The organism is Pedobacter indicus (assembly GCF_003449035.1).
GTDB classification, from domain to species: Bacteria; Bacteroidota; Bacteroidia; order Sphingobacteriales; family Sphingobacteriaceae; genus Albibacterium; species Albibacterium indicum.
The window spans coordinates 3,138,795-3,153,667 of the sequence record NZ_QRGB01000001.1 but is presented as its reverse complement, the minus strand read 5'-3'; the positions used below and the strand labels follow the sequence as shown (position 1 = coordinate 3,153,667).

Below are 14,873 nucleotides of genomic sequence, written 5' to 3'. Positions count from 1 at the left end.
CAATAAAGATGCCTTTGTGATTTGGGTCTCAACGCATTGAAGGTCATCGTACACAAAAGCATCCGCGCTAACCGACTGTTTACCGCTCTTCTCCTGTTTTGAAAGCTCTACTGAGGGCAGAAAAGCGCTACTCAAAAGATTTCGAACCGGACAACTACTCGCCATCATGAAAAAAAGACACAGCAAAAGTACTGTTGCCTTAATTTTTCTATAAATGGTTGGATATTTCCGATTCATTAATTATAATTTATTATCTCGATACAAATATAGAAAATATTAATCAATTCATTTGTTTTTTTATGGAAGTAGTGTAATCTTAGGCATTAATATTACTTTTATGACAGATTGAATGGTGTATTTAGGATAACAGCGTTATTTGTTCCGCTGTAAAAAAAATGTATTCTAGTTCATCGTCGCCCAACGAAGAGATTATGCCATCATATCCTGCTTTTCTCATCGAATGGTGACTTCCTTCGGAATTCAATGCATCATACAATTCGTCTAATTCACCTAGGGAAATATTTTCATCCAATTGAGTCAGTGCATCTTCCTCTGAACGCAATTCACCTGTCAGCATTTCCCAGATGAGCGAGGCTTGGTTCTTCTCTGAAAAAATGCCTTCTATAGTTAGGTCAATTGCTTTTTCAATAACGATTCGTGCTTTGATAATCCTATTACCAAATAGTGCGGCATTTTCTTCCTTTTCGGTAAAGAAGAATCCATGGACTGTATTGGGGAATCCGGTATTAGTTCCTTTCTTAGTTTCATCAAAACGGTCGAATATTGCATTTGTTCCGTGATAAACTATTTTTGAGATCTGGGGTAGTGCTCTAAGGTTGCTCATGATTTTTGTTAAGCAATCAACTTGAATGGAGTAAACCGTCAAGGGCATGAGGCAACGAATGTTTATATACCCTTGATGGTTATGTGGAACGAAAGTAAATTTGAGATACAAAATGGGCGAACTAGCTCTTAAAGATCATCAGGTTTGAAACCGATCCGTTTTCTCGGTGGCTTAGGTTGATTCTGCTTCTCCAACAGTTCGTCAAGGTATTTAAAAACGATCTCCATGTTTTTATCCTGATTATCCAGCTTGTTTTTGATTTTTTCAACTTCTAGACGTATCTCGGTATTATCTGCTAGCATTTGACGTATTCTTGTAAAAATCCGCATTACCTGGATGTTAACCTCAATGGCTTGTTTGCTGTTCAATACGCTAGAAAGCATCAATACACCATGTTCGGTAAATACAAGAGGAAGCGCTCTTCTTCCACCCCATCTTGAGGTCGCAAATTGCGACCTCAAGTGCTGAAACTCTTCCTCATTCAATCTGAACATAAAGTCCTCCGGGAAACGGTCAATATTTCTGTTGACCTGTTCATTCAATCGTTTGGTCTGGATTCCGTATAATTCTGCCAAGTCACTATCCAACATGACTTTCTGGTCTCTGATGTAATAAATCTTGCTGATCACAATTTCATCGGGTACTATCAACTTTTTATTTTCCATTACCTAAATATAATTAGCCGTTTAAAACTTTCAATGTATTCTGCTCATTTTCCTCTAACCGATTCCTAAGATTTGCCATATCCTGACTGACCTTCTGCTCAACAACCTTGGCATAAATCTGGGTTGTTCGTATGGTAGTGTGTCCAAGCATCTTGCTGACCGTCTCAATAGGAACTCCGTTAGATAAAGTCACCGACGTAGCGAAGGTGTGTCTCGCCAAGTGGAACGTTAAGTTCTTCTTGATGCCGCATAGGTCGGCCACTTCTTTTAGGTAGCTGTTTAGCTTTTGGTTTGAAATCACTGGAAACATTGTACCATGTGCAATTGCCCGGGGGTTATCTTTGTATTTTTCGATGATGGCATCGGCCTTTGGAAGGATCGGGACATTCACTGAAGTGTCGGTTTTTTCACGCGTCGTTTTAATCCAACGATTTCCATCGGTCCCCAGCAGAATATTATCCGGAGTCAGCTGCATTACGTCTATATAGGCGATGCCGGTGTAGCAGCTGAAAACAAAAAGGTCTTTTGCGTATTGAATCCGCTGAACCGAGAAGTCTTTTTTCTCAATTTTTGATAGTTCATCGCTAGTCAGAAAATCGCGCTCTACCTTCTGCAACCTAAGTTTATAAAGTTCGAATGGGTTCTTTTCGATCCAGCCAAGTCTCACAGCTAGGCGGACCATCTTACGAAACCGTTCCAGGTGCTTCATGACGCCGTTATTCGCCATCCCTTTGTGATAATCGGTCGGTTCATACGTCCGCAGGAAATATTCAAACTGGGTAATGAACTGGTAATCCAATTCAGTAAGATAGATATCTGGCTTCTTAAATTGTTTCAGTAAAAACTCCTTGAGATATTTGACCGTGGTGAAGTAATTTTTGAGCGTGCCATACGCCAGCACTTCTTTCATATGCAAATTATGATATTCCATCAGCGATTGAAGTGTATTTTCCTGCTCTACAATTCCAAGGTATTTGTTTTTGATTGCATCAGCCGTTACGAGCTGTTTCTTGATAATGAATTCCTGGTAGTGGGAGGTAAGAAGTCCCCGGGTTTCTTCCAGATAACTATTTAAGGCTTTCAGCTCTACATTTTTCGGTTTGGCCATCCCTTTTACCTTGTTCCAGTCAGCGATATCAATTAATCGTTTAAGGGCGATCTCACTACGGCTTTTGTTTACCACGATACGAACATAAATTGCTGCCTTCCCATTTTTTCCACGGCTCATTCTCAAAACGAAATGAATTCCGAATGTGTTGGTTGATCTCATTTTACTCCTTTTAAATACTTAGATAAATTATTTCAAACTATTTTGTCGAAACAGTTCACCAGTGAACCAAAAAAGTGATTCATTTTGATACATTTGAGTTTACAGAATATCCATGTAAATATATGAATATCAATACCTTAACTCTTTCTGGTGAACAAATATAAAATTTATATCTGTTCACCTCTTTGTTCGCATGATAGGAAGAATAGTATGTATTGAAAAGGACGGTTTAAAAGCAAAAAAGCCTTTAAATCATATGATTTAGAGGCTTATGGATCCAGATGAACTGGCTTTCGTCGGGATGGCCGGATTTGAACCGACGACCTCCAGCACCCCATGCTGGCGCGATACCGGGCTACGCTACATCCCGAACTAACGAGAGCAAATATATAAAAAATGCTACTTGTTTAAAATGGCTTTCGCAGCATTGACGGTCACGGCAGCTGGTGTTTGCTCCAGCGTTTCGGCCTCGAAGGCATTGATCGCAGTCTCAAGTGCTTTTAGTGTTTCGGTATCTCCTGATTTCTTGAGTTCTTCAATAAGTATTTTTGCTTTTTCAAAGTCCTGGATACCTTCTCTTAGTCTCTCAAAACGAATGGATGTACGATTGCCGGGATAAACCAGGTAAGTGTCTCCGGCCGCCCAGGTGCGGAAGCGTGAGTCGCGAAGAGGATCTTCGTTCCAGCAATTGTAAGCCCACCTTAGATATCCATCGAAACCTTTATTTAAAGCGTGCCATGATAGCCAGGTAGCTTCTGCGTACGGAGAAGAGGTAAAGGTATTTGGGTAAGGTTCCGCACAGCAGGTGTAAAAGGTAGTGGTAAAGCCTTTTGCTCTCCGTTCTTGGATAACGTCATCCGTAATAGGCTGTTCATAAGCTACACAGTAGTCAATGAGGTCTGCTTGTAGATCTGGATGATAGTTTCCAGCCATTGAAATAAGAAAATTTGGGTCAGCAGCTTTAATAATTGCAATAGCGGCTTTCATATCTTTTTCTGGTCTTTCGTCCATAGCAATGGTGGTTTTGTCGAACCAGCCTTTTCTTTTTAAATGCCTCGCAAAATCTTGCAGCATGTTTTGCCAGTGGGCTTTGTATTCTTCGGTTTCGGGTTTAGCTACGAGAACTTGTTCGCTGTTTGAAGCCTCGTCAAAATAATAGAACTTCAAGTTCCAGGGGATCATGCTGTAACAGTTGATGAATTTATCGATCCCTAAATCCATCATGTATTCTACCCATTTGTCAAAATTTGTATAATCATACTCCCATGAACCATCTTTCTTTTTGGTCCACTGGATCATGCTGCCGTAGATATCATAGGTTTGAGAGTTCCATGGGTCATGGATGATGGTAGCAGTAATGCTTTTTTGTCCGGCGTCCGCTAAACGTGTCATAATGGGTTTCATGACTTCAAAATGTTTGTCACTCCAAGGTTCTACTCCATAGACACGGGCTACGCTGTACGGGTTTTGCCAAAGGTCTAAATGAAAGGACCATTCGCTAGCTGCCGGCAGGGTACGGTCGGTTACCTCTACTTGAAAGGGTAGGTCGGCCCTGTAGTCAGCTGATGATATTTTTAATGTGCCTTTGTAGATTCCAGCTTGAGCATTGTGGGGGATATCGATGCTGAGCCAAAGGGGTCTGCTGGTTTGAGCTTCTATTGAAAATGAGCTGATGTCATCGATTAAGTCTGCATGCAATGAGGTATCTAGTCCGGCAGGAATTCCGCAACCTGACTTTAAATCGCCTAAGTGATCGGTTAGTACATAACGAACAAAATTAGCGCGTATGTTTTCTTTGGGAATAGTACGTAAACCTGGTCCGGTTAGTTCATCCACCGTCAGCGTTACGTCTTTTAGGGCTTTCGCTGTCCAGATAAGAGCCTGGGTATGTACGCGCTCACCTTTCCATCCTTTTCCTTCCCAAGTAGATGATATCTGTGATTCAGAAGGTGCCGATGAGCGATGGAAGTGTTCATCAGCCGATACGAAACCGCTATAAGCGTCGGACGTAAAGTTTTTCCAGCTTGCTAAGTCTTTCGGCTTAGGATCTTCAAGTTCTTGAAATTGTACGTATTCTTTTAACTGGGCTTGTGCAGTAAAAGATGCGATTAGAAAAATTAGCGTAAGAATTTTGTTCATCCTGCTAATTTATTCTTTTTATTTAAATTTAAGGAAAGCTGTTTTTTCTAGTGGTCAATTGTAAGATTGTTAGACAAAACTTTCATCGCAGAGTTTTTTGTTGATCATCGCTCCAGCTAAGTTGCCGGTGGATACCGCATTGGCAACAGAGCGCATACCCGATGAATTATCACCAGCAGCGAAAACACCCTCGACACTGGTTTCCTGGAGCTTGTTTACGGAAATAAATCCATGATCATCGAGTTTGCAACCTAATTTTGCTGGAATATCGCTGTGCTGCTCAAAAGGAAGGCGGGCATAGAGAGCATCAAGTTCGATCATTGTACCATCTTCTATAATGAGATGTTCTATGTAGCCGTCTTGATGTTTGATTTTTTTTATGGGGGTTTCGATGACAGCGACGTCGTTTCGTATTAGCAGATCCAATTGCTCGCTCGTCAGATTTGTTCTTCCATTAGAGAAAATACTCAATTTATCTGTCAGGTTTTTGACCAGTTGTGCATGATGCATGGCTGCATCTCCGTCAGCTAGAATTCCTGTTTTTTTATGACGGTACTCAAAACCATGGCAATAAGGGCAGTGGATGATCGATTTGCCCCAGCATTCAGCAAAGCCGTCAATGTTTGGTAGGATATCCTTAATGCCAGTTGCCAGCAATATTTTTTTTGAATGGAAAATATTACCTGATTTAGTTTCTACTTTGAAACCATTGTCGCCGAATGTACAATTTATTGCCAGATCGGTTTTTATGTCGACAGTGTTATACGCAAGAACTTGCTCTTTGGCTAAATTGGCGATTACAACAGGGGCTTTCCCATCTTGTGTCAGGAAATTATGGGAGTGTGGAGTCGGCTTGTTACAAGGAGTCTCATGGTCAATGATTAGGACTTTTCGTAGCGATCGGCCTAGCGCCATGGCTGCAGAGAGTCCAGCGTAACTACCACCGATAATTATTACTTCATATGAATGATTGCCTGTTGTTTGGGTTTTCATAAGTGGAATTTCTATTTTATTTTTATTTATTGACATAAATGCAATGCAGTTGCAAATATATAAATAAAGATGCATTTAAGTTGCATTCGGTAAACTTGTTTTCTTCATATCAGACCCAATATTGACAAATTTATTACAATAACTTTGCTTCGATTCTTCTAATTAAGATTTATTATAAATAATATTGCAACGATTTTGAAAAAGCTTGCATTAGGCGGACTGTTAATAGCTCTGTCCATAATTTCTTTGTTTGTCGGCGTCGCTGATATTTCTCTGTCTGATTTGTTAAAGTCTGACGCAGAAACGATTCTGTTATTCTCGATAAGTCGTATTCCACGTACCGTCGCCCTGATACTAGCAGGGGTGGGGCTGAGCGTGTGCGGGTTGATTATGCAACAGATGACACAAAATAAGTTTGTGTCACCAACAACGGCGGGAACATTGGATGCCACGAAGATGGGCTTGTTAGCTGCTTTGATTTTTTTCCCATCGGTGGGTTTTATGGGGAAAATGATCTTCGCTTTTCTGTTTACTTTTTTTGCGAGTCTTTTGTTTTTGAAAATTATTCAGAAAATCCGCTTTAGAAATGTGGTGTTTGTACCATTGGTTGGTTTGATGTTCGGTGGTATCTTGAATTCAATTTCAACCTTTGTAGCTGTCCGTTTGAATATTGTGCAAGATACAAATGCGTGGATGATGGGGGATTTCTCAAGTGTTTTGCAAGGTCGCTATGAGTTGATCTATTTGAGTCTCCCAGCGGTTTTGATTACCTATTTATACGCAAACAAATTTACGATCGTGGGGATGGGCGAAGATTTTTCGAAAAATCTGGGATTAAACTATAACGCGGTAATGCAGATTGGATTGTTTTGTGTGTCACTCACCGTGAGTACGGTTGTTATCACAGCTGGTGCCATCCCATTTCTGGGTTTGGTGATACCGAATATCGTCAGCATGATGTATGGCGATAATGTGCGCAAAACGCTTCCGCTGATTGCGCTGTTTGGTGCTGTATTCTTGCTCGTTTGTGATATTATCGGCCGCGTCGTTATTTATCCTTTTGAAATTCCCATCGGGATGATGGTTGGAGTTATTGGCGGGGTTATTTTTCTAATCTTATTATTAAGGAAAAAGTAATGGGAGATAGAAAAAAGATTATCATTCTGGGGGGTACAACTTTGTTGGTCATCGCTGCTTTTTTATTCTACCGATTAGGAAACAGCTGGGAGTTCGCATTACAACTAAGATCTACAAAGATCTTGGCAATGCTTGTGGTGTCTTGTTGCGTGGCTTATTCATCAGTTGCATTCCAAACCCTTACGGCGAACCGGATTTTAACACCATCAATTATGGGTTTTGAGTCGGTTTATCTGCTCTTGCAGACCGTAATTGTGTTTATATACGGTGACCTGACCTTCAAGGTATTGAACAGTGTAGATAATTTTCTGCTCTCTGTTGTGTGTATGATTGGTTTTGCTTTTTTCTTGTATATTCTGATCTACAAGAAAGGGAAGAGCAATATGTATCTTCTGTTATTGATTGGTTTGGTGTTAGGGGTGCTGTTCAACACGCTGAGCTCTTTTATGCAGTTGCTAATTGATCCGAACAACTTTTTTATTATCCAGGGGAAAATGTTTGCCTCGTTCAATAAAATTAACGATGATCTGCTCGTCTATTCGCTAATATTGGTTGGTGGGTTGATGATCGTTGGGTTTTGGCTGGCGAAGTACCTGGATGTGATAGCTTTGGGCAGGGATCAGGCGATTAATTTAGGCCTGAACTATAATCGTATGATTCAGGTATTTTTAGCCATAATCGCTGTCTTGGTATCTGTTTCAACTGCTTTGGTAGGGCCGATAACATTCTTTGGTCTGTTGGTGACGAATGTGACTTATGAACTGATAAAAACGCACAAACATAGTGTTGTTATCTTTGCTTGCTGCCTGGTGTCGGCCATTACCGTTATCGGAGGGCAGCTTCTGATGGAGAGGCTGTTCGCTTTGTCAACGCCTGTAAGTACGATTATTAATTTTATCGGCGGACTGTATTTTATGTATTTGTTATTAAGAGTTAAAAAGATATGATCGAAGTAAAAAATGTAACGAAACAATATGGTGATCGGGTCATATTGGATGATGTCTCGATCCAGTTTCCAAAAGGTAAGATTACTTCCTTGATCGGTAGTAACGGTGCCGGCAAAAGTACATTATTATCCATTATCAGTAGATTGCTGCAACAAGATGATGGGGTGATTTTAGTGAACGAGAAGAATATCACTGATTATAAGAATAGGGTGTTGGCTCAACACTTGTCGATATTAAAACAGTTCAATCAGGTAGGACTGCGCCTGACAGTAAGGGAACTGGTTGCATTTGGCAGATTTCCGTACAGTCAGGGAAAATTATCCAAATCAGATAATGAAAAGATTGACGAAGCTATTGCGTTTCTGAACCTACAGGATATAGAAAATTCCTACGTTGATGAGTTGAGTGGCGGACAGAAACAGCGTGCCTACATGGCTATGGTGGTTGCGCAGGATACAGAATATATTTTACTGGACGAACCGTTGAATAACCTCGATATGAAGCACTCGGTTCAGATTATGAAAACATTGAAAAAGTTAGCAGATGAGCTTGGAAAAACCATCATCATCGTATTGCACGATATCAATTTTGCCTCACACTATTCTAACTTCATCGTTGCTTTAAAAGATCGGAAAATCAAATATTGCGACAAGACAGAAAATATCATCACAGAATGTGTTTTGAAAGATATATTTGATATCGACTTTAATATATCCGAATATAAAAACAAGAGGATCTGTAACTACTTTAATCACTAAATAATTAACTATCAGTCACTAATAATTTTAACTTTTATCTTATGAAGAATGTAATTGGTCTTTTCGCAGCAGTTTTGTTAATGGTATTTACGAGCTGTAATAGCGGTCAGCAAGGAGGGGGAGAAGAAGGCTCTCAGGAAACAGTTTCGGTAACGCATAATCTGGGGACAATTGAAGTGCCGGTTAATCCGCAACGCGTGGTCGTTCTTGAGTTCGGTGCTTTGGAGAATCTGGATGCCATTGGTGTAAAGCCAGTCGGGATTGCAAAAAGGGCGCTACCTGACTATTTAAGCAAATTTAAAGATGATGCTTCGATTGAAGATGTAGGAAATATTACGGAAGCCGATATTGAGAAGATCAATGAATTACAACCAGATTTGATTATCATCGGCGGTCGCCTAGCTGAGTCTTACGAAACTTTATCTAAGATTGCTCCAACCTATAACCATGCGAATAACACCGAGGACATTTTGGGGTCATTAGAAAATAATCTTACAAACTTGGGTAAGATTTTCGATAAAGAAGAGGAGTTTAAAGATGCTTTTAATGAAATTATGGCAAAAGCAGAGGCTGTAAAAGAAAAAGCAGATGCTTCGGAAGATAAAGCACTCGTAGTATTGCATAATAAGGGCAGGTTTAGCGCCTATGGTAGTAAATCAAGATTTGCTATTGTGCATGATGTATTGGGTGTTAAAGAAGCAAAGGAAGGCCTGGACACACATACACATGGAAACGTAGCTTCTAATGAATTTATTCAACAAACCAATCCGGATATCTTATTCGTAATCGACCGGAGTGCAGCAATAGGTGATCAAGCTTTAAATAAAGCCGATGTCGAAAACAAATTAATTCAGCAGACGAATGCTTATAAGAACGACAAGATTGTTTACTTGAACTCACAAGCTTGGTATTTGGCCGGTACTGGCATTACTTCTGTTAATATGATGATTGATGAGGTAGGCAGTGTGTTTAACTAAAGCTGAATGATTTGAATTTCAATCTGAGGCCACAGGTTCAGGTTTTGAGAAAAAGGGCTATATCATACTAGGATACGGCCCTTTTTATTTAAGCTCTTGGTTTCGATAATATCTATGTTTGGTAATTTTTTACGGCAATTTTTGTTTTCAATTTCCAAAAAATATTTGAAAATACTAAATATTTAATTTATCTTCGGGTACGGACACGATACCAGTGGGTACGAACCCAATATGTCCTAACCTAAAATTTATGATTAACCATTAATCGACTTGGATATGAAAAAAAACCAGTATGCCTCCTGGGCTTTAAAATCCCTATTGCTTATTTCCTTGCTATCGCTCATCAGTATCACTTCCTATAGTCAAAATACAGAAGTCAGTGGTAAGGTTACAGATTTGGAAACAAATCAACCATTGCAGGCTGTGAGTATTAGTGTCAAGGGGAAAATGACGAGCACTGCTACAAATGCAGAGGGAGCCTTTTCTATACAAGCTTCGCAAGGCGATGTGTTAGTTTTTTCATTTGTTGGGTTCAAAGATCAAGAAATTCCAGTGGATGGCGCTACGCTGGATGTGCAAATGGAAGAGGATCTGGCAGAACTCGATGAGGTTGTTGTAATTGGTTACGGGACACAAAAGAAAAGTGATTTGACTGGCTCGGTTGCCAGAATATCGATGGAGGATAAAGCGACACAATCTAACGTGAATTTGTTTCAAGCTTTGGTCGGTGCTTCGGCAGGTGTGAATTTAGAAGGAAGAGGCGGTGCAGCGAGTGAACCTTCACTGTCGGTACGTGGACAGACGTCTTTATCAGCGTCCGATAAACCTTTGATCGTTTTGGATGGGGTTATTTATAATGGAAGTATTTCGAATATTAATATCAATGACGTCGAATCAATAGACATTTTAAAAGACGCCAGTGCGGCCGCTGTCTATGGATCGAGATCAGCAAATGGAGTTATGTTGATCACGACCAAAAAAGGTACTTCTGAAAAACCTGTCGTTACGTTGAACGCATATACCGGTTTCCAAGATATGACCAACAACCCAATGCGTGTTATGAATGCGGAGGAATTTGCCGTGCGATTACTTGACTGGGATTGGCAAAGTAAGGTTTATGCTTGGTATAAAACAAATCCCACTAGCGCAGCGGAAAGGCCAGAACGTCCAGATGCAACGAACAGAGAAACCGTTGCTTCATATTTGAAGACACTTGAAGAGAAAGAGAATTATCTAGCGGGTAATTCCATCGACTGGGTTGATGAAGTTTTGAGAGTAGCACCGATGCAAAATTATAATCTGAGTGTACAGGGCCGTTCTGATCGTGCGAACTATTATATATCAGGCTCATATTCTGACGTGGAAGGTATTCAATTAAATGATCAGTTTAAACGGGTAACACTACACAGTAATTTAGAGAGCCAAATAAATGACTGGCTTACAATCGGACTTAATGCCTCTTTCAGTTCGCGTGACAATTCAGGAATTGCCGCCAGTCTTGCTGCCGCTAGAGATGCTAGTCCTTTGGTGAACAATTACATTGGACAGCCAAATTATGACATCTATTTAGGGGGAGAGTTATTTCAACCATACCCGTTAGTTAATACTTTTATCGATAATTCAGATATAAGTACCGAGCTTTTTGGAGTAGGTACTGCGAAAATTGATATTCCGTGGATTGAAGGCCTTCGCTATGAATTTAACTATTCCTATGTGTATGGAACACGAAATAATAATTCATTTCATAATAGCAATACACCATCGGGGGTTTCCAATAGAGGATTTGCACAAAAAGTGCCGTCGGAGTCGAGAGATTGGAATCTGAATAATATCCTGACTTATTCGCGAGACTTTGGTGATCACAGTATTAACTCCACGCTTCTGTTTAGTAGAGAAGGTCGAACTGGAAGTGGCTCTACTTTAGAGGCGTCCGGTTTTGATAACGAAATCTTAGGGTATAATAACATGGGGTTGGGGGAAATTGCTGAGGCTTCATCTTCGGCCTATGAGGAAAATAGCCTTTCATATATGGCTCGGGTGAACTATAGTTATCTTTCTCGTTATATGTTTACAGCCACTGTTCGCCGTGATGGGTTTTCAGGCTTCGGTGCGGGTAATAAATGGGCAACATTTCCGTCTGCTTCATTAGCTTGGGTAGCTTCAGAAGAGGATTTTCTTAAAGATCAGGGGCTTTATTTAAAACTGCGGACATCGTACGGTAAGAATGGTAACCAAGGTATTGGACGGTATTCGAGTCTCTCGCGGATGGGAACTCGCTACTATGTCTACGGACAATCGACTGCGATTGGTATATTTCCAAGTACCTTAGGAAATGAGGAATTGGCTTGGGAAACAACCTCATCTTACAATGTGGGCTTAGATTTTGGTTTTCTGCAAAATCGGATTACTGGTTCATTAGATTTGTATACTGCTAATACAACTGATGTCTTAGTGCAAAGGCAATTGCCTAGAAGTGCTGGTTATGCAAGTATCTGGACAAATATTGGTGGGATTAAGAATAAGGGAATTGAGCTTGATCTCAAGTCTAATAATTTAAGAGGCGAACTGACTTGGGAATCGAGTTTCACCTTTGCCTTAAATCGTGATGAAATTACGAAACTTTATGGAGGAGAGGATGATAATGATATTGGAAATGGTTGGTTTGTTGGAGAATCATTGAGTGCACTCTATGATTATCAAATGACGGGCGGCGTATGGACTGAAGAAGAGTTTTTTAGCGGAAATATTTTAGATGGATGGTATCCCGGACAGTTTAGATATGCTGATTTGAATAATGATGGCGTGATTGATCCGACTAATGACAGGAAGGTAATTGGCTATGAGGCCCCGAACTATCGGTTTAGTCTTGGTAATACTTTATCATATAAAAATTTCAGTCTATCTGTATTTATAAATTCTATTCAGGGAGGAAAAAATTATTATATGGCAAATAACGCCGAAATTATCAACCCTTTATTCTACTTCCCTGAGAGGCATAATAATTCGGCTGTTAATGACTATTGGAGACCAGATAGACCAACAACGAACACGACCGGTATTTATAACGTTCCACTTCGCCAGAGTGGTATCTACCAAAGCAGAAGCTTTGTGAGGATACAAGACGTTTCATTAGGATATAGCTTTGGAAAGGATCTATTGGATAAATTACAAATTCAGTCGGCACAAATATATGTCGCCAGTAAGAATCCTTATGTATGGACGAAGTGGCAAGGTTGGGATCCTGAATCTGGCGTAAGTGACACACCGGTAATGCGCAACTTTATTTTTGGTTTAAATATCAGTTTATAAGACATTTTGTTAAAAAACAATCATATGAAATTTTCACGAAATATACTCAATAGCTTCTTTTTGTTCATGGCTATGTTGATGTTGGGCTTGGTGTCTTCTTGTAGCAAGGATGTTTTAGAAGAAAAACCACTTGATTTTCTCTCGCCCGATAATGCTTATCTGACAGAGCCAGGCGCTCAACAAGGAATTACTGCGATTCACGACCGTGTTCGCGCAGCCTATTACTCATTTGGTGAATTCGGTGTTATGAATTGGGCCACACATGGTTCGGACATTGGGTACAACGGAGAAACGCCTGCCGCTGGTAGCTTATATTTGAATTCATACGAAGATATGACACCTGTGTGGAGGAACGTAGTCGATACCTGGAATGTGGGTTTTCAAGTTATCCAATGGGCGAATGTGTTGATGGATAAAGTCCAGAAGGCTGATCCGGCTGACTTCCAGGGAGGGGAGGCAGGACAGAATGTTTATATTGCTGAAGCGCGATTCTTCAGAGCCTTCGCTTATCGCTATTTGGTTTCTACATATGGTGATATTCCTTTAATTACAGAACCTGTCGTAACAGCGAAAGCAGATTTTACACGCGATCCGGTTGCAGAAATACATAATTTAATGGTTTCCGACTTTCAATTTGCCGCCGAAAATCTTCCGCGTCCGGGAGAGGAAGATGCGCCGGGTCGGATCACACAGGGACCCGCATGGCACTATCTTGCAGAAACTTATTTAGAACAAGGTAAACCTGAACTGGCGGTAGAAGCTGCATCTCATGTCATTAATGATTATAACTACAAATTAATGACTTCTCGTTTTGGGACTAGATTAGGTAACGACGTATTTGGCTCTGGAGACGTATATTTTGATCTTTTTGGTTATGGAAATCATAACCTTCCTGAAAATACCGAAGCAATGTGGGTAGTTCAGGTTGAACCGTTTATCACAGGAGGCGGACAGATTGCAAGTGCATACATTTTTGGACCGCGTTATTTTGACCTGGATTTAACCCCGGATGGCAAGAAGGCAATTTTAGGCGAGATGTATAATGGATTGCATACTGGCTATTCTGATACACTTGGTAGACCTACCGCAAATGCTCGAGGTACCAGCCTAGTGTATTATGGTGTATGGAAGGACAATTGGAATAATGATATCCGTAATGCTGAACATAATTTAAAACGGAATTTTTATTATGATAACCCTCAATCTGCCTATCACAAAAAGAAAATCGATTTTAGTCTGTATAGCCCGGCTAGAACCGATCCATTGACAGATACAACGAAAATTATTTTCCCGATTCACACCAAGTTTACCGATCCTTTGAATTATTTTCTACAACCGAATCGTTCTGGAGGTGGAATTACACATAAAGACTGGTATGCACTTCGTTTTGCCGAAACTTTATTGCTTAGGGCTGAAGCATACCTTGGTATTGGAAATACCGCGTTGGCAGCGGCTGATGTAAACGCGGTGAGAGAGAGATCGAATGCTAAGCCGGTCTCTGCAGCTGATATCGATATAGATTATATACTCGATGAACGCGTCCGGGAACTATACGGTGAAGAATGGAGGTTGATAATTTTAAGACGTACCGGTAAACTATTAGAACGTGTCCGAAAATACAACGATAATCCTCTTTGTCCTGGAGCGTTTATCAAAGAACATAATTTTAGGTGGCCTATCCCTCAGACTCAGATCGACTTAAACGTTGACGCTGATTTTCCACAAAATCCTGGTTACTAAAGGTTTTCATTTTTAGGTGATGAACGGAGCCGGCGCAATCTCCTCTTGGAGACCGTCGGCTTTTTTATTGCTTTTATATATATAATTTTCTTAG

The 14,873-nt window shown here is 40.4% G+C and carries 11 protein-coding genes and 1 tRNA gene; 6 read left to right on the top strand and 6 right to left on the bottom strand.

All coding sequences use genetic code 11. From position 1 onward, the window contains the following. Window positions 1–358: 358 nt before the first annotated feature. From D3P12_RS13830 to D3P12_RS13805, 6 genes are all read right to left on the bottom strand, one after another. Window positions 359–844 (bottom strand): ADP-ribosyltransferase-containing protein, encoded by a 486-nt coding sequence (locus D3P12_RS13830; RefSeq protein WP_118196450.1) that lies wholly within the window; start codon window positions 842–844, stop codon window positions 359–361. A 128-nt stretch (window positions 845–972) separates the two neighbouring features. Beyond that, entirely contained in the window at window positions 973–1,509 is a 537-nt protein-coding gene (locus tag D3P12_RS13825) for an ORF6N domain-containing protein (protein WP_118196448.1), read from the bottom strand. 13 nt (window positions 1,510–1,522) lie between these two features. Further along, window positions 1,523–2,779, bottom strand: a complete 1,257-nt coding sequence (locus D3P12_RS13820) for a site-specific integrase (protein ID WP_118196446.1) — start codon at window positions 2,777–2,779, stop codon at window positions 1,523–1,525. A gap of 296 nt (window positions 2,780–3,075) precedes the next feature. Further along, window positions 3,076–3,149 (bottom strand) — tRNA-Pro (locus tag D3P12_RS13815). A 29-nt stretch (window positions 3,150–3,178) separates the two neighbouring features. After that, the gene (locus D3P12_RS13810; protein ID WP_118196444.1) at window positions 3,179–4,918 is read right to left on the bottom strand and encodes a DUF4091 domain-containing protein; all 1,740 of its coding nucleotides are present in this window, start codon (window positions 4,916–4,918) and stop codon (window positions 3,179–3,181) included. A gap of 69 nt (window positions 4,919–4,987) precedes the next feature. Continuing rightward, complete coding sequence (locus D3P12_RS13805) at window positions 4,988–5,911, bottom strand: NAD(P)/FAD-dependent oxidoreductase (RefSeq protein WP_118197110.1); 924 nt, start codon at window positions 5,909–5,911, stop codon at window positions 4,988–4,990. A gap of 195 nt (window positions 5,912–6,106) precedes the next feature. Here D3P12_RS13805 and D3P12_RS13800 point away from each other — a divergent pair, with 195 nt between their 5' ends. From D3P12_RS13800 to D3P12_RS13775, 6 genes are all read left to right on the top strand, one after another. After that, window positions 6,107–7,048: an ABC transporter permease gene (locus D3P12_RS13800; protein ID WP_118196442.1), complete on the top strand. Its 942-nt coding sequence runs from the start codon at window positions 6,107–6,109 to the stop codon at window positions 7,046–7,048. Then, entirely contained in the window at window positions 7,048–7,995 is a 948-nt protein-coding gene (locus D3P12_RS13795; protein WP_118196441.1) for an iron chelate uptake ABC transporter family permease subunit, read from the top strand. Before D3P12_RS13800 ends, D3P12_RS13795 begins: the two co-directional genes overlap by 1 nt. Next, window positions 7,992–8,753 (top strand): iron ABC transporter ATP-binding protein, encoded by a 762-nt coding sequence (locus D3P12_RS13790; RefSeq protein WP_118196439.1) that lies wholly within the window; start codon window positions 7,992–7,994, stop codon window positions 8,751–8,753. Before D3P12_RS13795 ends, D3P12_RS13790 begins: the two co-directional genes overlap by 4 nt. A gap of 41 nt (window positions 8,754–8,794) precedes the next feature. Continuing rightward, complete coding sequence (locus D3P12_RS13785) at window positions 8,795–9,730, top strand: siderophore ABC transporter substrate-binding protein (RefSeq protein WP_118196437.1); 936 nt, start codon at window positions 8,795–8,797, stop codon at window positions 9,728–9,730. A gap of 276 nt (window positions 9,731–10,006) precedes the next feature. Then, complete coding sequence (locus D3P12_RS13780) at window positions 10,007–13,039, top strand: SusC/RagA family TonB-linked outer membrane protein (RefSeq protein ID WP_118196435.1); 3,033 nt, start codon at window positions 10,007–10,009, stop codon at window positions 13,037–13,039. A 24-nt stretch (window positions 13,040–13,063) separates the two neighbouring features. Beyond that, a complete protein-coding gene (locus D3P12_RS13775; RefSeq protein ID WP_118196433.1) occupies window positions 13,064–14,779 on the top strand; it encodes a RagB/SusD family nutrient uptake outer membrane protein in 1,716 nt (571 codons plus the stop codon). Window positions 14,780–14,873 lie beyond the last annotated feature (94 nt).

Coding starts and splice junctions, on each gene's coding strand:
- D3P12_RS13790 (WP_118196439.1), top strand. CDS start 7,992: ATGATCGAAGTAAAAAATGTAACGAAACAATATGGTGATCGGGTCATA.
- D3P12_RS13830 (WP_118196450.1), bottom strand. CDS start 844: ATGAGCAACCTTAGAGCACTACCCCAGATCTCAAAAATAGTTTATCAC.
- D3P12_RS13795 (WP_118196441.1), top strand. CDS start 7,048: ATGGGAGATAGAAAAAAGATTATCATTCTGGGGGGTACAACTTTGTTG.
- D3P12_RS13780 (WP_118196435.1), top strand. CDS start 10,007: ATGAAAAAAAACCAGTATGCCTCCTGGGCTTTAAAATCCCTATTGCTT.
- D3P12_RS13785 (WP_118196437.1), top strand. CDS start 8,795: ATGAAGAATGTAATTGGTCTTTTCGCAGCAGTTTTGTTAATGGTATTT.
- D3P12_RS13825 (WP_118196448.1), bottom strand. CDS start 1,509: ATGGAAAATAAAAAGTTGATAGTACCCGATGAAATTGTGATCAGCAAG.
- D3P12_RS13810 (WP_118196444.1), bottom strand. CDS start 4,918: ATGAACAAAATTCTTACGCTAATTTTTCTAATCGCATCTTTTACTGCA.
- D3P12_RS13775 (WP_118196433.1), top strand. CDS start 13,064: ATGAAATTTTCACGAAATATACTCAATAGCTTCTTTTTGTTCATGGCT.
- D3P12_RS13805 (WP_118197110.1), bottom strand. CDS start 5,911: ATGAAAACCCAAACAACAGGCAATCATTCATATGAAGTAATAATTATC.
- D3P12_RS13820 (WP_118196446.1), bottom strand. CDS start 2,779: ATGAGATCAACCAACACATTCGGAATTCATTTCGTTTTGAGAATGAGC.